At 68.5% G+C, this 19,184-nt stretch carries 14 protein-coding genes and 2 pseudogenes; 12 read left to right on the forward strand and 4 right to left on the reverse strand.

Going from position 1 to position 19,184, the window contains the following annotated elements; all coding sequences use genetic code 11:
* The first annotated feature begins 51 nt into the window (after positions 1-51).
* Together G554_RS0110190 and G554_RS0110195 are read left to right on the forward strand one after the other, a co-directional pair.
* The gene (locus tag G554_RS0110190) at positions 52-930 is read left to right on the forward strand and encodes a 1,4-dihydroxy-2-naphthoate polyprenyltransferase (protein ID WP_027587802.1); all 879 of its coding nucleotides are present in this window, start codon (positions 52-54) and stop codon (positions 928-930) included.
* A gap of 75 nt (positions 931-1,005) precedes the next feature.
* A complete protein-coding gene (locus G554_RS0110195) occupies positions 1,006-1,290 on the forward strand; it encodes a putative quinol monooxygenase (protein WP_036925372.1) in 285 nt (94 codons plus the stop codon).
* Positions 1,291-1,297: 7 nt separating this feature from the next.
* Here G554_RS0110195 and G554_RS0110200 read toward each other — a convergent pair whose 3' ends face one another.
* From G554_RS0110200 to G554_RS0110210, 3 genes are all read right to left on the reverse strand, one after another.
* The gene (locus G554_RS0110200; protein ID WP_084648466.1) at positions 1,298-3,094 is read right to left on the reverse strand and encodes an ABC transporter ATP-binding protein; all 1,797 of its coding nucleotides are present in this window, start codon (positions 3,092-3,094) and stop codon (positions 1,298-1,300) included.
* 73 nt (positions 3,095-3,167) lie between these two features.
* On the reverse strand, positions 3,168-4,952 hold the full coding sequence (locus G554_RS0110205) for a TM0106 family RecB-like putative nuclease (RefSeq protein ID WP_245570027.1): 1,785 nt from the start codon (positions 4,950-4,952) through the stop codon (positions 3,168-3,170).
* A 14-nt stretch (positions 4,953-4,966) separates the two neighbouring features.
* The gene (locus G554_RS0110210) at positions 4,967-5,614 is read right to left on the reverse strand and encodes a demethylmenaquinone methyltransferase (RefSeq protein ID WP_245570037.1); all 648 of its coding nucleotides are present in this window, start codon (positions 5,612-5,614) and stop codon (positions 4,967-4,969) included.
* A gap of 120 nt (positions 5,615-5,734) precedes the next feature.
* Between G554_RS0110210 and G554_RS0110215 the strand changes: the two genes are divergently transcribed.
* A complete protein-coding gene (locus G554_RS0110215; protein ID WP_027587807.1) occupies positions 5,735-6,388 on the forward strand; it encodes an ABC transporter ATP-binding protein in 654 nt (217 codons plus the stop codon).
* Between the two features lie 72 nt (positions 6,389-6,460).
* Positions 6,461-8,181 (forward strand): annotated as a pseudogene (locus tag G554_RS0110220) (DUF6297 family protein); the annotation flags it as partial.
* A gap of 31 nt (positions 8,182-8,212) precedes the next feature.
* Here G554_RS0110220 and G554_RS0110225 read toward each other — a convergent pair.
* Positions 8,213-9,448, reverse strand: a complete 1,236-nt coding sequence (locus G554_RS0110225; RefSeq protein WP_027587809.1) for a chorismate-binding protein — start codon at positions 9,446-9,448, stop codon at positions 8,213-8,215.
* 287 nt (positions 9,449-9,735) lie between these two features.
* Here G554_RS0110225 and G554_RS0110230 point away from each other — a divergent pair, with 287 nt between their 5' ends.
* From G554_RS0110230 to G554_RS15860, 8 genes and pseudogenes are all read left to right on the forward strand, one after another.
* Complete coding sequence (locus G554_RS0110230; protein ID WP_084648467.1) at positions 9,736-11,064, forward strand: geranylgeranyl reductase family protein; 1,329 nt, start codon at positions 9,736-9,738, stop codon at positions 11,062-11,064.
* A gap of 223 nt (positions 11,065-11,287) precedes the next feature.
* Positions 11,288-11,656, forward strand: coding sequence for an NADH-quinone oxidoreductase subunit A (locus G554_RS0110235; RefSeq protein ID WP_027587811.1), 369 nt, complete (start codon positions 11,288-11,290; stop codon positions 11,654-11,656).
* Positions 11,657-11,755: 99 nt separating this feature from the next.
* Entirely contained in the window at positions 11,756-12,331 is a 576-nt protein-coding gene (locus tag G554_RS15855) for a NuoB/complex I 20 kDa subunit family protein (RefSeq protein WP_036925376.1), read from the forward strand.
* The gene (locus tag G554_RS0110245; RefSeq protein WP_027587812.1) at positions 12,328-13,074 is read left to right on the forward strand and encodes an NADH-quinone oxidoreductase subunit C; all 747 of its coding nucleotides are present in this window, start codon (positions 12,328-12,330) and stop codon (positions 13,072-13,074) included. The genes G554_RS15855 and G554_RS0110245 overlap by 4 nt, the downstream gene beginning before the upstream one ends.
* On the forward strand, positions 13,071-14,432 hold the full coding sequence (locus G554_RS0110250) for an NADH-quinone oxidoreductase subunit D (protein ID WP_084648468.1): 1,362 nt from the start codon (positions 13,071-13,073) through the stop codon (positions 14,430-14,432). Before G554_RS0110245 ends, G554_RS0110250 begins: the two co-directional genes overlap by 4 nt.
* Complete coding sequence (nuoE, locus tag G554_RS0110255) at positions 14,429-15,229, forward strand: NADH-quinone oxidoreductase subunit NuoE (protein WP_027587814.1); 801 nt, start codon at positions 14,429-14,431, stop codon at positions 15,227-15,229. The genes G554_RS0110250 and nuoE overlap by 4 nt, the downstream gene beginning before the upstream one ends.
* A 23-nt stretch (positions 15,230-15,252) precedes the next feature.
* Positions 15,253-16,596, forward strand: a complete 1,344-nt coding sequence (gene nuoF, locus G554_RS0110260; protein ID WP_027587815.1) for an NADH-quinone oxidoreductase subunit NuoF — start codon at positions 15,253-15,255, stop codon at positions 16,594-16,596.
* Positions 16,593-19,028 (forward strand): annotated as a pseudogene (locus tag G554_RS15860) (NADH-quinone oxidoreductase subunit G); the annotation flags it as partial. The gene nuoF and the pseudogene G554_RS15860, both read left to right, overlap by 4 nt.
* Between the last annotated feature and the right edge of the window lie 156 nt (positions 19,029-19,184).

Here is a 19,184-nt window from a genome sequence, read left to right on the forward strand (position 1 = left end):
TGCACGGGTGTGACGCTCGTGTGCGAGGCGAGGTCTGGAGACGGGAGAGAGATGGCGACGATCGGCCAGTGGGTGGAGGGGGGCCGGTTGAGGACCCTGCCGATCTCGGCCTCGGCGGTGATCGCCGGGGTCTCCTCGGCGGTGGCGATCGGGCATTTCAGCCTGCTGCCGGCAGTGCTGGCCCTGGTGGTGGCACTGGCCCTGGTGATCGGGGTGAACTTCTCCAATGACTACTCCGACGGTATCCGGGGCTCCGACGGACCCGGCCGGGTCGGCCCGTTGCGGCTGGTCGGTTCGGGTGCCGCCCGGCCCGGACAGGTCAGGGCGGCGGCATTCGGCTTCTTCGGGATCGCCGGGTTGGCCGGCCTCGCGTTGGTGGTGCTGACCGGCCACTGGTGGCTGCTGGCGGTGGGAGTGGCCTGCGTGCTGGCGGCCTGGTTCTACACCGGTGGCTCCCATCCTTACGGCTACGCCGGGTTGGGGGAGATCTTCGTCTTCGTCTTCTTCGGACTGGTCGCGGTGGCAGGGACGACCTATGTGGTCGCCGGGAGGGTGGATGCCGCGACCTGGGTGGCGTCGGTCGTCTTCGGCCTGCTGGCCTGCGCCGTGCTGGTGGCCAACAACCTGCGCGACATCGAGGGGGACCGTGCGTCCGGCAAGCGGACCCTGGCCACTCGGCTGGGTGACGCCGGGACCAGGGCGCTCTATCTGGTGCTGGCGGCGCTGGCGGTGATCGGTGTGGTCATGGTGGCGGCGATCACCTCCTGGTGGGCATTGCTGGGACTGGTGATGGTGGTCTTCCTGGCAGGGCCGGTGCGCTCGATGGTCACCGGAGCCACCGGGATGGTGTTGGTGACGACGTTGAAGAGCACCGGTCTCGCCGAACTGGCCGGGTCGGTCGGGCTGCTCGTCGGTGCGATCCTCGGCTGAGGGTGAGTGCGGCCGGGAACTCCTTCGATAGGTTGATGAGAGGTTTCACGCCACCCATCGTTGAGAGGACAGCTGATGATCATCACCCTGGCATTCCTGGACATCAAGCCCGAGTGCGTCGCCGCATTCATCGAGGCCAGCACGGCCAATGCGGTGGCCAGCCGCACCGAGCCCGGCGTCACCCGCTTCGACCTGGTGCGCCAGCTCGACGTGCCGACCAACTTCACCCTGGTCGAGGAGTACCGCGACATCGACGCGGTGGAGGCGCACCGCACCACCGAGCACTACCTGACCTGGAAGGCCGCAGTGGCCGATATGCAGGCCACCCCGCGTTACTCGCACCGTTACGAGATCCTCTGAGCGGATCTCAGAACTTGATGCCGAACTGCTCCAGGCGCTTGCGATCGGCCTTGGAACTGGAGGCCTGCAGGGCCAGCAGCTCGGCGTAGATGCCACCGGACGAGGCCAGCTCCTGGGGCGTCCCGATCTCGTCGACCCGGCCCTGATCCAGGGTGACGATCCGGTCGACCCCGGAGATGGTCGACAGTCGGTGGGCGATGATGAGGCTGGTCCGGCCCTCCATCAGGGCTTCCAGACCGGCCTGGACCCATCTCTCCGATTTGGTGTCCAGGGCCGAGGTGGCCTCGTCGAGCACCAGGATCGGGGCGTCCTTGAGGATTGCACGGGCGATCGCGATGCGCTGCTTCTGACCCCCCGACAGCTTGATACCGCGTTCGCCGACCAGGGTGTCGTAGGACTCCGGGAAGCGGGTCACGAAGCGGTCGGCGTAGGCCCGACGGGCGGCCTCGGTGATCTGTGCGTCGGTGGCCTCAGAGCCGTAGGCGATGTTCTCCCGGATGGTTCCCGAGAACAGTGACGGATCCTGGAAGACCACTCCGATGCTGTGGCGCAGCTCGGCGACCGGGAGCTCGGCGATGGACTGGCCGCCGACCAGGATCTGGCCGGCCTGCAGCGGGTAGAGCCCCAGCAGCAGGTTGACGATGGTCGACTTGCCGCCGCCCGACTCCCCGACCAGGGCCACCCGTTCCCCCTTGCCGATCTGGAAACTCACCTGGTCGATGACCCGGTTCGGCCCGTCGTAGGAGAACACCGCGTCGCGGAACTCCACAGCTGGGCGGTCCGGGGTGATCGAGATGACGGCCGGGGTGGAGGCATCTGGCAGCGGCCGGGTGTAGGAGGGCCGGGTCGCCATCACAGCGAAGTAGTCCTTGGACCCGGAGATCGCCCGCTGGGCGTTGTCGATGATGTAGCTCATCATCTGCACCGGCTGGCGGGCCATCGTCATCAGCTGGATGAGCAGAACCATCTGGCCGATGCTGAAGAATCCGCGGGCGGTCTGGACGAAGATGATCGCGTAGATCCCGAAGAAGATGACGTTGAGCACCGCCCGACGCAGGGTGTCCATCAGGTGCCAGTGGGTGGACTGTTCCTTGGTGGTGACGATGGTGGCCTCGTAGTGGTCGTCGAAACCGCGCTGTTCCATGCGTTCGGTGACGAAGGACTTGACCACCCGGATCTGCGAGATGACCTCCTGGAACCGACCCGATGCCGTGTCCAGGTGCTCGTTGATGATGTCCTGGCGGGCCTGCCAGTGCCGCGAGGTGAGCGCGGTGAGCCAGACATACAGCGGGAAGACCACCGCCAGCAGCACCGCCAGCGGCCAGTAGTACCAGGCCGAGATGATCAGCACCGCCGCGGTGGTCAGCAGCAGGGTGAAGAAGTTGTTGGCGAAGGCCTTCGCGAAATCAGTGATATTGGTGATCGAGCGGGTCAGCTTGTTGGTGATCGAACCGGTGAGTTCCTCATCGAACCAGGACTGCGGCAGCGACAGCAGCTTGGCGAAGTAGCGGCTCGACAGGATCTCGCGCATCCTGGCGCTCATCACATCGCCGAGCCAGCCGTTGACATTGGTGGCCACCGAGTTGATCAGATCCATCGCCAGCAGCAGTACCGCCATCCACAGGATCGCCTCGATGTGGTGGGAGCCGGTGCGCACCCCGTCGACGGCCAGATCTGTCGCACGGGCGATGACGAAGGGCACCGCCAGGGCGGTGAGGGCCACCACCACCGCCGAGAGGACGACACCGACGTAGTGACGCCACAGCGAGCTGGTGAACCGCAGGATTCGGGTCAGAGAACGCACAGCTGGCAAGGTTACGAGGGTCGGGTGCCAACGTCAGGGGTGTTCCGCGCACAGCGCGAGGGAGAGGGGCGGTTCAGGGCTCGGCGGGGGCTGCCGGCTGGCACCGGCGCAGCCAGTGCCGCAGCGCGTAGGTGGCCCGCACGTCGTCCTCGTTGTAGTCCAGCACCCGGCGCGCGGCCGACTCCCGCAGCTGCGGATCGGCATCGTGGGCCGCCTGGTCCCACCAGACCTGGGAGTTCAGCCCGCCCGGCTCGGCGTCTCTCCAGTGGAATCCGGGCCCGGCCTGGGCGACGGCTTTCAGCCCCAGCCCCGCGGTGCCGAAGAAGTGCCGGGTCATCACCGTGAACAGGTCGAGGAAGCAGCCCGAGGCCAGCAGGTGGTTCACCTGGCCGGCGGTCCGGGATCCGGCCGGGGTGGACCTGCGTCCGAATCGGCGGAGGTGCACCTTCTCGTAGTCGGAGTAGTGCACGATGACACATCCCGGTTCGGCTCTCACGGCGTCATCCAGCCAGCCGATGGCTCGTGCTGCCAGGGCCGCCTCGGTGGCGTCATCCAGGTCCTCGAAGCAGGAGAAGGCGAGGTAGTAGGGGCTTGTGTGCCCGGCGCTGGTGGCCAGCAGCCGATCTGCGTCGTCGACCCAGAATCCCCACAGGTAGACCCGGTCGTCGGGTGAGGTCTCGATGTCGAAGTCGATCTCCAGGCGCGAGGCTGGCAGCGAGATCGGATCGTCATCATTGCGTTCCAGGGCCACCCCGTCGCGGATCAGCCGGGCCCGGCGGGCGGCCAGCCGGATCCGCCGCTCGGGCTGGGGGCGGTGCTGGACCTGGGGCAGGTAGTCGGGCAGCAGGGAGTCCAGGTCGGCGTCGGCCAGTTCGTCGACGGTGCTGACTCCCAGCCTCCGCAGAGTGGCGATCTCGCGGACGTCCAGTGGTGCCTTGGAGATCCGCAGTGACAGGTCGGCGTCGTCCAGCTGCGGTTCGCAGACCCGCCACCAGGGGCAGGACTCGCACTCGCGCACCACGATCGGGGCGACCATCGGGTGATCCGGCGAGGTCATCGCGTGACGGGCCACCGAGACCCGGAAGTCGTGCTCGTGGTCGTAGCGGGCCAGCACCGAGCGACGCCGCCAGCCCGAGGCTGCGGTGCGCGAGAAGGTCCGGATGAAGCGGTGGTCCAGGTCCAGCCAGGAGACTCCCTGGTCGCCCTCCAACAGGTCGATCTGGTCGGTGCCGATGATCCCGGCGATCCGCGGGGCCGGTAGCGGGTCCGCCGCCGGGAGCAGCCCCAGATCCTCCAGCAGCCGCCAGTGGTGGGCGGCCTGCAGCAGCGGTCCCTGCCGTGCCGAGCGGAAGGTCTGATCGGTGGCCAGCTGGGCCGCGGAGGGGTCGGGGGCGGCCAGCGAACTGGCCCAGGTGAACCGGTGGCGGGTGTGGTGGCGCTCCAGGATACGGTGCGGGGTGATCACCACCGGCAGGTATCCGGGGGTGCCGGAGGAGGTCACTCCGGCTCTCACCAGCACCTCGGGGGATCCCCGCCGGTGGCCGGCCGCCGAGCTGGCAAGGGCGGGGGCCAGTATCACCGGGGCGCCGGCGGCCAGGGCATCGACGGTGGCCGATCCAAGGTTCTGGGCCTGTCGCAGGTCCACCGCCCCCCGGACCGCGGCCAGCCGGTCGCAGGCGGCGTCCACCACTTGCCGGGAGTCGGCGAAGAGCTCGGCGTCGCCCTCCTGGTCGGGGCGCGGCAGGGCCGCGATGGTGGGGTCGAAGGCGTTGTGGATCTTGACCGGGCAGGAGCGGGCGGCCCAGCAGTCCAGCAGGATCTGCTGGTGCTGGACGTCCGCCGGTTCGGGTTGCCTCAATCGGTGCTCCTGGGTCATGCCTTCCACGCCCGGTGCAGGGCCACGATGCCACCGCAGATGTTGCGCCAGGCCACTGCCTGCCAGCCGGCCCCGGCCATCAGATCGGCCAGGGTGCGCTGGTCGGGCCAGGCCAGGATCGACTCGGCCAGGTAGTCGTAGGCATCCCGATTGCTGGCGGCCAGCCGGGCCATCGCCGGGATGGCGGCCAGCAGGTAGTCCTTGTAGAGATGACGGAAGGGCGACCAGGTCGGAGTGGAGAACTCGCAGACCACCAGGCGCCCGCCGGGCCTGGTGACCCGCAGCATCTCGGCCAGAGCTGCCGAGGTGTTCTCCACATTGCGCAACCCGTAGGAAATGGTGACGGCATCGAAGGAGTCGTCGGCATAGGGCAGCCGGGTGGCGTCGCCCGCCACGAAATGCAGCCCGGGCTGGCGCTGGTGACCGACCTGGAGCATCCCCATCGAGATATCGGTGGGGTAGACCTCGGCGCCGTGGGCGGCGAAGGTGGCGGACGAGGTCCCGGTGCCGGCTGCCAGGTCCAGGATCGTCTGGCCCGGTGCCGGCTCGACGGCCTCGACGACCAGGTCGCGCCAGTGGTCGACAGCTCCCATCGTCATGATGGAGTTCATCAGGTCGTAGCGCTTCGCCACGCCGTCGAACATCGAGGCGACGTCGTCATGGTGCTTGTCAAGGGTGGCCCGGGTCGTCAACACGGCGCCAAGTCTTCCACAGCTTCGCGAGCCCATCGCCCGGGTTTGGGGGCTGTCGGCGGGTGCGGGACAATAGCCATCATGGCCTCTCCCTCCCCAGTCCTGGTTGTCAAGGACGTCACCAAGTCCTACGGCGATCACACCGTCATCAAGAATCTGTCCTTCACCGTGCACGCCGGGGAGGCGGTGGCGCTGACCGGGCGCAACGGTGCCGGCAAGTCGACGGTGCTGCGCTGCGTGGTGGGGGCCGACCGGCCCACCTCCGGAACGGTGGAGGTCCTCGGCAAGCCGGTCAGTGAGACCAGCGCCGAGTTCCGCCGCAATGTCGCCACCGTCATCGATGACCTGGATTTCTTCCCCGATCTGTCGGTGGTCGAGCATCTGGATCTGCTGGCCCGGGCCCACGGTCTGGCTGAGGCGGACGCCCTGGTCGACGAGGTGTTGGAGGAGGTCCAGCTGGTGCCTCAGTCGGGGCAGCTGCCCGGTACCCTGTCGACCGGTCAGCGGCGGCGTCTGGCGCTGGCCACCGCCTTCGTGCGGCCCCGGAAACTGCTGGTCCTCGATGAGCCGGAGGCCCGGTTGGACGTCGAGGGGATCGCCTGGCTCGGCACCCGGCTGCGCGAGGAGATGAGCCACGACCTGGCGATTCTGATGGCCTCCCATGAACCCTCCCTGCTGGAGGCCCTCGGCGCCCGGACCGTGGCGCTGGGAGGGCAGCGCGGATGAGCCGCGGACGCAACCGCAAGGGCCGCGGTCAGAACCGGCCCGCCGCACAGGGCGGGCAGAACCAGGCCGCTCAGAACTCGGTCGAGCACCAGGGAGCCAGACCCCTGGAGTCCAAGGACGCCGAGATCGCCGACGTCGCGCTGCCCGACCTCATCATCGACCACCAGCCCGAGGAGTTCTGGCAGGGCGAGGTCGACGAGAAGCAGCTGCTGCTGCTGATGGGGGACTGGCGCAAGGGCCGCACCACCAGGAACATCTGGCAGGCGCTCAGCGACGGCTATGTGCTGCTGTTCTCCCTGGCCGTGGTGCTGGCGATGCTCGTCAGCCTCATCATTCAGGCCCAGGGCCAGGCCGCGACCTGCTCGGCGACCGGCTGCCGGACCGCCCGTGAGCTGCTGCCCTGGGCGGCACTGGCCGGGGTCCTGGCCTTCGCGATGATGGCGGCGCGGATCTTCGGCCCGGTGCTGGCCTCGGCGGCCGAGGGATTCTGGCTGCTGGACTCTCCCATCAACCGCTCCCGGGTGCTGGTGAATCGCCTGTGGGTCGCGATCGCAGCCGCCTTCGTGGGGGGTGCCGCGATCGGTGCCCTGATGTCGGCGCTGACCGGCTCCTCGGGACAGGCGATCATCGCCTGGACGGTGGCCACCGGTTTCGCCGCCTGCGGAGTGGTGGCGTTCGCAGCCGCCCAGCAGGGTGCCGAGCGGGTCTGGACCGTCAAGCTGGTGGGCGGTCTGGCCGGTCTGGCCGGGCTGTGCGCCCTGCTGGCCGTGGTGGGTTCGGCGAGCGGCTGGTTCCATCTGGAGATCACCACCTCGGTGGCTCTGCAGTCCGCCTGGGGGGTGGCTGCGGGCGGGGTCCTGCTGCTGATCGTCTCCGGGGTGCTGGCGCGGATGCGGCTGAACCGGATCCGGCGGGCCCGGCTGATGTCGGGAGGCTCCCTGGCTGCCGGCATGCAGGGCGCCGCCTTCGCCCTGGACTTCGCCCTGATGCGCGACATCCTCCAGGAGCGGGACGCCGTGGAACGCGGCCAGGTGCGCCCCACCCGTGGCCGTGGGCTCGGCCTGCAGACCCTGGTCTGGCGCGACGTCCAGCGTCTCATCCGGTTCCCCCGCCCGCTGCTGGCACTGGCGGTCACTGCGGTGGTGCCCTACGCCGTGGAGGCCCTGGGGATGGGCCGGTTCTCCTCGACCATCTCGGCGCTGGTGCTGGTCGCGGCGCTGATCCCGTTCTTCACCACCTTGCGGGTGCTGTCGCGCACCAAGGGCCTGATGCGCTGCCTGCCGTTCACCACCAGCCAGGTGCGCACCTCGGCCTCGGTGGTTCCTGGTGTGCTGGCCGGGTTGTGGGCGATCGCCGTGGTGCCCGCCTTCCATGGGGTGGGCTCGGCGAGCCACACGCCGTGGATCCAGGCCGTCATGCTGGCCGTCATCACCGCGGCCGCCGGCTACATCGGCGCGATCCGCTGGGTCTCGGCGAAATCCGCCGACTACTCGGCGCCGATGGTGGCCACCCAGATGGGTGCGATGCCTCCAGGTCTGATGTTCAACCTGGTCCGCGGCCTGGACATGGTGGCCCTCATCACGATCTGGATCGTGCTGGGACTGTCGCCGTGGATCTCCGTCGTGGTGGCGGTGATCGCCTACGCCATCCTGCGGATGGGCGGCATCAACCAGGAGGAGCTGCTCGAGAAGCAGAAGGAGGCCCAGGCCGAAATGGCGCGCACCAGGCGCGGTGGGTCCGGGGGTGCTGGTGGCTCGTCGGGCACGAAGGTCGTCACCCGCAAGAGGCGATGACCAGACGCGTCGCCCCAGCCGGGGCGACGCGTTACCTCACCAGGCTGAGGGTCGAGGCGATCCGCTCCTCGAGTTCGGCGGCCAGCAGGTTCACGTCGTCGTCGCGGGCCACCGGCTGGCCCACGAAGACATGCACCAGGTTCGGGTCGGTGGCGTCGATCTGGGCGCCGCGCCAGTCGGTGACCCATTCACCATCGCCCTCGGAATCGATCCAGCCGATCGGCCCGGAGATTCTGCCACGGTCGACCCCCTCCACCTCGGCGATCGTCTCCAGGGCCTTCCACGGCGGCAGGCCGCTGACGAAGGGGGCCGGATGGATCGCCGCGACTGCGGCCAGCGAACGAGTGGTGGGAAGCGGAGCCCCGGTGATGTCGGTCGCCAGTAGCCGGTCGGAGGCGGCAGTGACGAGCCCCGGGAATGGAGAGCCCTCGATCGACCGGCAGAAGGGTCGCAGCGTCTCCTCGGACCAGCGCACCGCCCGCTGGTGCTGTCTGGCGTAGAAACCACGGCCGTGCAGGGCCTCCAGCAACTGAGGTACCGGGTCAATCGTGCCACCTGGCCCGTGGGTCAGCGTCCGAGTCGTGATGAGGCCGTCGATCTGTCGTACCACCAGCTTCGACGTCGTTCCCACTGCCCCCTGCACCAGGTAGGTCCAGGAGCCGGGAAGTACGTCGGCGCACAGCTTGACGATCCAGCGAGGGTCCACCGGAGTATCGGTGTGGGCCATCAGGTCGCGCATCAGCAGCACGCGTTGCAGGTCCTCGCCCAGGATCTCGCGGACCTGAGTGGCGCGCTCCACCCAGCCCTCGGCGGTGATCACCCCGTCGGAGACCTCCAGGCCGGTGGGCTTGCGGGGTGGCGGCTGGACCTGCGGCGGATCGGCATGCACCGAGTCGTAGGACATCTGGGTGAGCCAGCAGTAACCGGCCCGGCGCCCGATGACGGTCTCCGGAACGATCATCACCGACGGCGAGGTCGACCGGTCGCCGTCGAAGGTGAAGGAGCCGAAGGCCAGCGGTCCGGTGCCGTGCACCCCCGGCATCTCCGTCTCATTCTCGATGTCGGCGCAGAACGCCTCCCACCAGACGTCTGCGGCACCGGGGGAGTCCGTCTCGAAGCGGGCGATCTCGCCCAGCCCGACTATCCCCTCCTTGCCGTGCAACAGGCACATGCTGTTGCGCGGGGTGAGATATCTCTGGAGGGATCCAGGGTCAGGGATGGCCACGGTGCGGGCGCGCAGCCGGCTCGATCCTGGATTGACGATCACAGTGAGCACAATACCGGCCCGGCATGCGAATGCGTGCACGTCCTCCCAGCCAGACCGGGTATCGGTAGAGATGTGCTCACCGGGTCGGAGGGGTCCAGTCGCCGCTACGAGGCGCGATACCTGATCAATCTGCTGTCATGGCGCGAGTTCCGATTTCTGAAACTCCGGTGTGGCGAATTCCGTCCCGGTGTGGCCGGCGTCTCCCCTTGTCGGAACGCAGTGCACGGATGTGACGCGGCCACCGGGGGGCCATAGACTCGGAGCCACGGTTCAATGAGGAGGCGGTCATGGCGCAGCAGCGGGACAACGGGCCCGGTCCCGGGGTCGACGCCGCCCGCAGCCACTCGGTTCGTGGCGGCCGCCATGAGTCCGATGTCATCGTGGTCGGCGCCGGACCCGGTGGGTCGGCCACTGCCGCCCACCTGGCCCGCCGAGGCCTGCACGTCACCCTGCTGGAGAAGGCCGTCTTCCCCCGCGACAAGATCTGCGGGGACGGGCTGACCCCGCGTGCCGTCAAGCAACTCATCCGGCTCGGCGTCGACGTCTCCGAGCAGGCCGGCTGGAAGCACACCAGGGGGCTTCGCATCTACGGCGGCACCATCCCCTCCTTCGTGATGGAGTGGCCTGAGCTGTCCGACTTCCCGGACTTCGGGATGGTCTGCCGCAGGGCGGTGCTGGACCAGTTCCTGGCCGAGCACGCCGCGGCCCAGGGAGCCGAGCTCATCACCGGGGTCAACGTCACCGAGCCGGTCATCGATCCGCGCACCGACCGGATCACCGGCGTCCGCGCCAGGGACGGCCGCACCTTCAGTGCCCCGGTGGTGGTCGGCGCCGACGGAGTCTCCTCGAGACTGGCCACTCGGATGGGCATCCATCGGCGCGAGGACCGCCCGATGGGGGTGGCGGTGCGGACCTACTTCCGTTCCCCGATGTCCCAGGACGACTGTCTGAGCTCCTGGCTGGAGCTGTGGGACGGCAAGCCCCACGAGTCGGCCCTGCTGCCCGGCTACGGCTGGGCCTTCCCCGAGCCCGACGGCACGGTCAACGTGGGGCTGGGAATGCTCGACTCCTCCGATGCCTTCCGCAACACCGACTACCGGGGGCTGATGAAACGCTGGTTGTCCCACACCCCGCCCGAGTGGGGGCTCACCGAGGACAATCAGGAGGGCCCGATCCGCGGGGCCGCGCTGCCGATGGCCTTCAACAGGGCTCCCGCCTACCGTCGGGGTCTGCTCCTGGTGGGAGACGCCGCAGGGATGGTCAATCCCTTCAACGGGGAGGGCATCGACTACGCCATGGAGGCCGGCGAGATGGCAGCCGATGCGATCGCCGAGGCCCATTACCGCGGCGCCGGGAGTTCCTCGGCCGAGAAGGCCCTGGAGGGTTACCAGAGCTGTCTGAAGGCCCGGCTGGGCGGCTACTACCGGCTCGGGACCATCTTCGTGAAACTCATCGGCGATCCGAGAGTGATGCGGATGTGCACGACCTACGGGCTGCCGCGGAAGTCCCTGATGAAGCTGGTCAACAAGCTGCTGGCCAATCTCACCGATGCCCGTGACGGAGATCTGTCGGACCGGCTCATCAACACCCTCACCCGATTGGCGCCCTCAGCATGAGGTACCGACAGGGCAGCATGAGGTACCGACAGGGCAGCATGAGGTACCGACAGGGCAGCATGAGGTACCCGGCGTGCGAGAACAGCGGGGCCGGTGTCGTACACCCCGCCGCGATGAACTATCTTGATTCCAAGACAGATCAGCGAAGATCGCGTCAACTCAGTTCCAGCAGGCCCGGCGGCACTCCGGGTGCCACAGACAACGACGTCGAAGGCGGTAGGTCATGAACCCGTACATCCCCCTAGTCAGCATGATGATCCTGGCGGCGCTGTTCGTCTGCGTGATGATCGGCATGAACAAGGTGTTCAGCCCGACCCGCCACAACGCCTCGAAGCACGTCACCTATGAGTGCGGCATCGAGCCCACCCCGCAGCCGGTCGGTGGCGGGCGTTTCCCGGTGAAGTACTACGTGGTCGCGATGCTCTACATCGTCTTCGACATCGAGATCGTCTTCCTCTACCCCTGGGCGGTCGGCTTCAACCACTTCCTCAGCCTGGGAGCCTTCGCCGTCATCGAGATGGTGCTGTTCATCGCGACGGTCTTCGTCTCCTACCTCTACGTCTACCGCCGACGAGGCCTGGACTGGGATTGAACTGGACACCACGGATCTGGACCCGGCCCACCCGGCATGACTCGGCACAGCATGACTGACCGCAGCATCACCGAGCAGGGCAAGGACTGAGAGGAAGAAATGGCCGAGTACGACGCTGATGTCCCAGCCGGCATTGTGATGACCTCCATGGAGGCGGTGGTCGGATGGTTGCGCAAGAGCTCCTTCTGGCCCCTGACGATGGGGCTGGCCTGCTGCGCCATCGAGATGATCTCCTACGGCGGCCCGCGTGCCGACGCCGCCAGATGGGGTCATGAGGTGTTCCGCTCCTCGCCCCGACAGGCCGATCTGATGATCGTCTCGGGCCGGGTGAGTCAGAAGATGGCCCCGGTGGTCCGTCAGCTCTACGACCAGATGCCCAATCCCAAGTGGGTCATCTCGATGGGGGCCTGCGCCTCCTCGGGCGGGATCTTCAACAATTACGCGATCATCCAGGGCTGCGACCACATCATCCCGGTCGATGTCTACCTGCCGGGCTGCCCGCCGAGCCCCGACATGCTCATCGATGCCGTGTTCAAGCTGCGCGAGCAGATCCAGCACTGGCCGCTGCTCGGTCACATGGCCGAGGTCGAGAAGGCCAAGGAGAGCATCGCGCTGGCCGCCCCCAGCACCCTGGAGATGCCCACCACCACGCCGTCGAAGGAGATCGGGCGATGAGTGATCAGACGCCGAGCGCCGGCAGCGGCGACAAGGCCCCGGAGCGGAGCGGAGGGGACGCCGGGATCGAGCAGGTTCCCGCCCCCAACCCGGTGATGGAGGTCCGCAGCGGGATGTGGGGAGGTGCCTCCGGAAGCTCCGACACGTCCGGCTACAACGGACTGGTCAGCGTCGTGGAGTTCCCCGGCGACTCCTCGCGGCCCTACGGTGGCTGGTTCGACGCGGTGGCCGACCGGATGGCCCAGCTGGTGCCCGGCTTCTCCGCCGGCCTCACCCTGGTCGACCGCGGCGAGATCACCTTCTTCGTGCGACCCGAGAAGCTTCTCGAGCTCGTCTCCGCACTGCGCGACGACGCGCAGCTGCGGTTCGAGTGCTGCGCCGCCCTGACCTGCGTGCACTACCCGCAGATGACCGGCCAGCAGGTGCACGTCGTCTACAACCTGCTGTCCTACACGCACAATCGGCGGATCCGCCTGGAGGTGGCGTTGGCCGACCCTGCTGACCAGCACCCGCACCTGCCCTCGGTGGTGAGCGTCTACCCGCACGCCGACTACCAGGAGCGCGAGGCCTGGGACATGTTCGGGGTGATCTTCGACGGCCACCCGGCACTGACCAGGATCCTGATGCCGGATGACTGGGTCGGCCATCCGCAGCGCAAGGACTACCCGTTGGGGGGCATCCCGGTGGAGTACAAGGGCCATGTGACACCTCCGCCGGACGAGCGAAGGAGTTACAACTCATGAGCGAGCAGACACGCAGCGGGTTCCGCACCTCGGCCGGGGGCCCGGGATCCCCGGGGGCGGCGGGCCGCGAGGAGTTCCTGGCCCAGGGCGGCGACTGGTCCGACATCGTCGCCGAGTCCGCCGAGCGTGGGGACGAGACGGTGGTGGTCAACTTCGGCCCCTCGCACCCCTCCACCCACGGTGTGATGCGCCTCATCATGGAGCTGGACGGCGAGACCATCACCAGCATCCGGCCGGGTATCGGATTCCTGCACACCGGTATCGAGAAGAACATGGAGTACCGCACCTGGACCCAGGGCGTCACCTTCGTGACCCGGTGCAACTATGTGGCCAACTTCTTCAACGAGGCGGTCTACTGCTTGGCGGTGGAGAAGCTGCTCGGAATCACCGACGAGATCCCCGAGAGGGCCCAGATCCTGCGGGTGATGATCATGGAGGTCAACCGGATCTCCAACCACTTCACCGGGGTGGGCGCCGGGGCCCTGGAGCTCAACGCCACATCGGTCCAGGAGGTCTGCCTCCGGGAACGCGAGATCTGCCTGGAGTTCAACCAGGCGGTCACCGGGCTGCGGATGAACAACGCCTGGATCCGCCCCGGCGGCACCGCCACCGATCTTCCCGAGGACGGCCTGGACCGGTTGCGCGATCTCATCAAGAGGATGTCGGACAACATCCCGGAGATCGACCAGTTCTTCACCGCTAACCCGATCTTCAGGTCACGCACCCAGGGGGCCGGATACATGGACCTGGCCGGCTGCATGGCGATGGGCTGCACCGGTCCGGTGCTGCGCTCCACCGGCCTGCCCTGGGACCTGCGCAAGAAGCAGCCCTACAGCGGCTACCAGGACTACGACTTCGAGGTCTGCACCGCCGACTCCTGCGACGCCTACGGGCGCTACCTGGTGAGGCTGCACGAGATGTTCGAGTCGATCAAGATCCTCAAGCAGTGCCTCAAGCGCCTCACCGAGACCCAGGGTGCCCCGCACATGGTCGCCGACAAGAGGATCGCCTGGCCCGCCGAGCTGTCCATCGGCCCCGACGGCCAGGGCAACTCCTACGAACACATCAAGCACATCATGGGGGAGTCCATGGAGGCACTCATCCACCACTTCAAGCTCGTCACCGAGGGGTTCAAGGTGCCCGCCGGGCAGGTCTACCAGGCGGTCGAGGCCGGCGCCGGGGAGCTCGGCTGCCATCTGGTCTCCGACGGCGGGACGAGGCCCTACCGGTGCCATCTGAGGGACCCCGGATTCATTCACGTCCAGTCGATCCCGGCGATGTGCGAAGGCGCGCTGCTGCCCGACGTGGTGGCCACCCTGGCCTCCCTCGACCCGGTGATGGGAGGGGTGGACCGATGAGCGCCCCCGACCAGGACGGCCAGTCGGCCTCCTACCCCTTCTCCGAGGAGTTCCACAGCCACTTCAGCGACACCGGCGGGGTCGACCAGTCCGACCAGTCGACGTCGATCACCGAGCAGACCCTCGAGGAGCTGCGCTCCCTGGCGGCCCGCTACCCCGAGCCGCGATCGGCCCTGCTGCCGATGCTGCACCTGGTGCAGTCGGTCGACGGGCGGGTCTCCCCGGCCGGCATCGAGGCCTGCGCCCAGGTGCTCGGTATCACCGCGGCCCAGGTCTCGGGGGTGGCGACCTTCTACACCATGTACAAGCGGCGTCCGGCCGGCCAGCACCACATCGGGATCTGCACCACCTCGGTGTGCGCGATCCTGGGTGGCGACCTGCTGCTGGACCGGGTGGAGCACAAGCTCGGCATCAAGGAGGGCCAGACCACCGCGGACGGGAAGTTCTCCCTGGAGCGCATCGAGTGCAACGCGGCCTGTGATTTCGCTCCGATCATGATGGTCAACTGGGAGTTCATGGACAACATGACTCTCCGCAAGGCCGACGAGATCCTCGACGCGCTGGCCGCCGGTGAACCGGTCCACTCCACCCGGGGCGCCACCATCACCAGCTGGCGGGAGGCCGAGCGGGTGCTCGCCGGGTTCCCCGATGACCGGGCCGATGAGGGCCCCACCGCGGGAGACGCCTCCCTGCAGGGTCTGAGGATCGCCCGCCAGCACGGCTGGAGCGCTCCGGTAGCGCAACGGCCGGCAGAACAGTCGCAGACCGACGACCAGGGTGAGGAGGAGTCGAGATGAGTGAGGATGCAGTCACCCTCGAGATGGCTCAGGGCAGCTCCCCGCTGACCCCCGTGCTGTCGGCGAACTGGGACGACCCGCGCGCCTGGAAGCTCGTCAACTACGAACGACGCGACGGCTATCGCGGGCTGCGCACCGCGCTGGGGATGGCCCCCGATGATGTCATCAGCCTGGTGAAGGAGGCCGGCCTGCGCGGTCGTGGCGGGGCGGGTTTCCCGGCCGGCCTGAAATGGTCCTTCATCCCCAAGGACAACCCCAACCCCACCTACCTGGTGGTCAACTGCGACGAGTCCGAGCCGGGCACCTGCAAGGACATGCCGCTGCTGATGGCCTCCCCGCACACCCTGGTGGAGGGCGCCATCATCGCCTCCTACGCAGTGCACGCCAAGGTGGCCTTCCTCTACGTCCGCGGTGAGGTGCTGCACATCATCCGGCGCCTCCAGCAGGCGGTCCGGGAGGCCTACTCGGCCGGTTACCTCGGCTCCGACATCCTGGGCTCGGGATATGACCTGGACATCATCGTGCATGCTGGTGCCGGGGCCTACATCTGCGGCGAGGAGACCGCTCTGCTGGACTCCCTGGAGGGACGCCGCGGCCAGCCCAGGCTGCGCCCGCCCTTCCCTGCGGTGGCCGGCCTCTACGCCAGCCCGACGGTGGTCAACAATGCCGAGACGATCTCCTCGGTGCCGGCCATCCTCACCCATGGCAAGGACTGGTTCCAGTCGATGGGCACCGAGAAATCGGCCGGCTTCACGCTCTTCTCGCTGTCGGGCCATGTCGCCAACCCCGGCCAGTACGAGGCCCCACTGGGCATCACCCTGGCGCAACTGCTCCAGATCAGCGGCGGGATGCGAGCCGGCCACCAGCTGAAGTTCTTCACCCCCGGCGGATCCTCGACGCCGATGTTCAGCGCCGCCGAGGTCAATGTCCCGCTGGACTACGAGTCGGTGGCCGGGGCCGGTTCGATCCTGGGCACCAAGGCCCTGCAGTGCTTCGACGAGACCACCTCGGTGGTGCGCACCGTGCTGCGCTGGATGGAGTTCTACAAGCACGAGTCCTGCGGCAAGTGCACCCCCTGCCGGGAGGGCACCTGGTGGATGGTCCAGATGCTGCGCAGGATCGAGGCTGGCGAGGGCCGCCCCGGCGACGTCGACAAGCTCCTGGACGTCAACGAGCGGATCGGCGGGCGGTCCTTCTGCACCCTGGCCGACGGCGCCGTGGGTTGTGTGCGCGGCGCGGTGAAGAACTTCCGCGACGAGTTCGAGGCTGGCTGCAACGGCGTGCCCGCCTGGCAGCTGCTGCCCTACGAACGCAGCACGGTCTTCAGTGACGAGGATCTCGACTCCAGAGTGGGAGCAACCGCATGAGCGTCGACACCACACATGCCACGATGGCCCCGGCCAAGCCGGAGTCGGTGACCCTCACCATCGACGGGCGGCAGGTGAGCGTGCCCAAGGGCACCCTCATCATCCGCGCCGCCGAACAGATCGGGACTGCCATCCCGAGATTCTGCGACCACCCGCTGCTCGACCCGGCCGGGGCCTGCAGGCAGTGTCTGGTGGAGATCCCGGACGCCGGCAACGGTCGGGGCTTCCCCAAGCCGCAGCCCTCCTGCACGATGCCGGTGGCCGAGGGGATGGTCGTCAGGACCCAGGTCTCCTCCGAGCTGGCCCGCAATGCCCAGGAAGGCATCCTGGAGCTGCTGCTCATCAACCACCCGCTGGACTGCCCGATCTGCGACAAGGGCGGGGAGTGCCCGCTGCAGAACCAGGCGATGGCCGAGGGCCGAGGCGAGTCGCGGTACCTGGGGGTCAAGAGGACCTTCCCCAAGCCGATCTCGATCTCCGCCCAGATCCTGCTGGACCGGGAACGCTGTGTGCTGTGCCAGCGATGCACCCGGTTCTCCGACCAGATCTCCGGGGACCCCTTCATCAACCTCCAGGAGCGTGGTGCCGCCTCCCAGATCGGCGAGTACGTCAAGGACGGCTACGACTCCTACTTCTCAGGCAATGTCATCCAGATCTGCCCGGTCGGGGCACTGACCAGCAAGGACTACCGGTTCCACGCCCGGCCCTTCGACCTGGTCTCCACCCGGACCACCTGCGAGCACTGCGCCGCCGGCTGCGAACTGCGCACCGACCATCGCCAGTACCGGGTGGAGCGCCGGCTGGCCGGTGACCTGCCCGAGGTCAATGAGGAGTGGAACTGCGACAAGGGTCGGTTCGGCTTCCGTTACGGTCACCAGGACGACAGGATCACCCGACCGTTGGTGCGCCGCGACGGCGTCCTGCAGCCCGCCTCCTGGGCCGATGCGATCGACACCGCGGTGGCGGGGCTGAAGGCCGCCGGACGCCGGGTGGGAGTACTCACCGGCGGCCGGCTCACCGTGGAGACCAACCTGGCCTGGTCGAAGTTCGCCCGGATGGTGCTGGGCACCAACAACATCGACTTCCGCTCGCGGATCTCCTCTCCCGAGGAGGCCACCTTCCTGGCCTCTCAGGTGGCCGGGCGCAGCCAGGCCGAGTCGGTGAGTTATCGCGACCTGGAGGACGCCGGTCGGGTGGTACTGGTCGACCTGGAACCCGAGGACGAGTCCCCGATCATCTTCCTGAGGTTGCGCAAGGCGGCGATGAAGAAGAAGCTGCCGGTCACCGTCATCGGAACCCACCTCACCCGTGGCTCGGTCAAGATGGGCGCCGCCCTGGAGCCCTGCCTGCCCGGCGACGAGGACGCCGCCCTGGTGCGGCTGGTGGAGCGCAATGTCATCGACGAGCGGACCATCGTGCTGATCGGCGAGCGGGCTGCTGCCAGTCCCGGCGCCCTCACCGCGGCGGTGGACGCCGTTCGGGTCGCCGGTGCCCGGCTGGCCTGGGTGCCCCGTCGTGCCGGTGATGTCGGTGCCGTGGAGGCCGGCTGCCTTCCGGGCCTGCTGCCCGGCGGCCGCCCGGTCACCGACCCGGTGGCACGGGTCGAGACGGGAGCCCTGTGGGCCGCCCGGACGCTGCCGGCCGAGGTCGGCCTGGACGCCGGGCAGATGCTCGCCTCGGTGCTGGGCTCGCCTGCCGATGATGCCGAGGAGCCGGTCGAGCCGGCCATCGACGCACTGATGATCTCCGGCGTCCAACCCCGCGATTTCGCCGATCCGGCGGCCACCCTGGCGGCTCTGGAGCAGGTCGGATTCCTGGTGAGTCTGGAGCAGCGCACCTCCCAGGTCACCGAGCGGGCCGACGTCGTGCTGCCGGTGGCGCTGCTGGAGGAGACCTCCGGCACCTTCCTCAACTGGGAGCACCGGCCCGGTCGGGTCCGGGTGGTCAACACCCAGCCCGCGACCCCGATGAATGAGATCAGGGTGCTGGCCGCGCTGGCCGACGCGATGGGCTCGGATCTGGGGATGCGCACGGTGGTCGAGGCCCACGCCGCGTGGGCCGAGATCGAGCCCTGGCAGGGGGCCCGCCCTGAGCTGGCCGATCCCGAGGGTGGGCCCGGCACCGGTGCCGCCGACGGTTCGGGGCAGTTCCCGGCAACGGTGGCCGGTGGTGCAGGGTCGCTGAGGCTGGACTCCTGGATCCAGCTGCTGGACTCCTCCGCCGGCCTGGACGGGGCCACCGACCTGCAGGCCAGTGCCCGGCCGGCGGTGGTCCGGGTCTCACCCGGCACGGCGCAGTGGCTGGGAGTGGCCGAGGGGCAGCCGGTGCAGGTCACCGGGCCGGCCGGCTCGGTGGAACTGCCGGCCAGGGTCGATCCGACCATGATCGACGGGGCGGTCTGGATGCCGCTCCACGGGCCGGACCAGGCAGCGGGTGGCGGTTCGAGACAGGCTCCGCCGTTACGGCAGCGTCTGGGGGTGCTGCCGGGTAGCCCGGTGCACCTGGCCGCGGTTCAGGCCAACGCGGGTACGGATCAGGCCAACGCGGGTACGGATCAGGCCAACGCGGGTACGGATCAGGCCAACGCG

The organism is Acidipropionibacterium thoenii DSM 20276 (genome assembly GCF_000423445.1).
Lineage (GTDB): Bacteria > Actinomycetota > Actinomycetes > Propionibacteriales > Propionibacteriaceae > Acidipropionibacterium > Acidipropionibacterium thoenii.

Excerpts from the sequence above, each read along its gene's own strand:
- G554_RS0110235 (WP_027587811.1), top strand. The coding sequence starts at position 11,288 with ATGAACCCGTACATCCCCCTAGTCAGCATGATGATCCTGGCGGCGCTG.
- G554_RS15855 (WP_036925376.1), top strand. The coding sequence starts at position 11,756 with ATGGCCGAGTACGACGCTGATGTCCCAGCCGGCATTGTGATGACCTCC.
- nuoE (WP_027587814.1), top strand. The coding sequence starts at position 14,429 with ATGAGCGCCCCCGACCAGGACGGCCAGTCGGCCTCCTACCCCTTCTCC.
- G554_RS0110195 (WP_036925372.1), top strand. The coding sequence starts at position 1,006 with ATGATCATCACCCTGGCATTCCTGGACATCAAGCCCGAGTGCGTCGCC.
- G554_RS0110250 (WP_084648468.1), top strand. The coding sequence starts at position 13,071 with ATGAGCGAGCAGACACGCAGCGGGTTCCGCACCTCGGCCGGGGGCCCG.
- nuoF (WP_027587815.1), top strand. The coding sequence starts at position 15,253 with ATGGCTCAGGGCAGCTCCCCGCTGACCCCCGTGCTGTCGGCGAACTGG.
- G554_RS0110210 (WP_245570037.1), bottom strand. The coding sequence starts at position 5,614 with ATGTTCGACGGCGTGGCGAAGCGCTACGACCTGATGAACTCCATCATG.
- G554_RS0110230 (WP_084648467.1), top strand. The coding sequence starts at position 9,736 with ATGGCGCAGCAGCGGGACAACGGGCCCGGTCCCGGGGTCGACGCCGCC.
- G554_RS0110245 (WP_027587812.1), top strand. The coding sequence starts at position 12,328 with ATGAGTGATCAGACGCCGAGCGCCGGCAGCGGCGACAAGGCCCCGGAG.
- G554_RS0110190 (WP_027587802.1), top strand. The coding sequence starts at position 52 with ATGGCGACGATCGGCCAGTGGGTGGAGGGGGGCCGGTTGAGGACCCTG.